This is a genomic window from Bacillus sp. LR--39, from assembly GCF_053613335.1.
Genome location: NZ_JBSIOT010000492.1, coordinates 1 through 925 on the forward strand (window position 1 = coordinate 1; position 925 = coordinate 925).

Here is a 925-nt window from a genome sequence, read left to right on the forward strand (position 1 = left end):
CCTTCTTCAAGAAAAGCTGCGGCAGACCAAATCGTTGTTTCAGTGGGACCGTATAAGTTCGTGACTGAACAATGAAGGTCTTGAAGCGCCTGCAAAAGACCGCTCGGCAGCGCCTCGCCTCCTACAAGCACTCTAAGCCCCCGAAGTTTCTCAGGTTCACTCGTTACCAAAGCGTGCCACAGTGTCGGTGTCGCCTGCATGATCTTAATATCGAAATTTTCAATCATTTGAGCTAATGCATGCGGCTCACGGATCGTTTCTTTCCTTGCGATCACAATTCTCGCTCCGCTAATCAGCGGAAGATATAACTCCAATGCTGAAATATCAAAAGCGACAGTCGTCACAGCCAACACCCTGTCTTCTTCTCCTAGAGAACACGCCTCCTTCATGGACAGCAGAAAATTGCTTAAGCTTTTCTGTGTCACAACGACACCCTTCGGTCTTCCTGTTGATCCTGAGGTATAGATGATATACGCAGGATGGTCAAGAGAAACCGATACATCCGGATTTTCCGGCGAATAGCGTTTTATAATCTCCTGTGTAACAGCCTGATCAAGCACAAGCTCCGGTACAGCCAGGTTATCAGGCAGACTGGCTGCTATTTCCTCAGTCGTTATGATGCATGAAGGTTTCGCATCCTCCAGCATGTAAGAAATGCGGTCCGCTGGAAACTCCGGATCAAGTGGGAGATACGCCGCACCAGTCTTGAGCACACCAAGCATTGAGGCCACCATCTCAGGGGAACGCGGCAGCGCCAAAGCGACAAATTGCTCCGGACCAATCCCTTTTTCGATCAACAGACGCGCGAGACGGTTTGCCTCTTCATTGAGCTTTCGATAGTTGACTTGAATGTCATCACACATGAGAGCGATACGTTCTGGCGTAAGAACTGCCTGCTTTTCGAACATGTCCTGAAGGCTGACCA

At 49.4% G+C, this 925-nt stretch carries 1 protein-coding gene; it reads right to left on the reverse strand.

Annotation, left to right across the window (positions count from 1 at the left end; all coding sequences use genetic code 11):
* On the reverse strand, positions 1-925 hold a 925-nt coding region (locus ACWHAR_RS24390), incomplete at both ends, for an AMP-binding protein (RefSeq protein ID WP_452088097.1).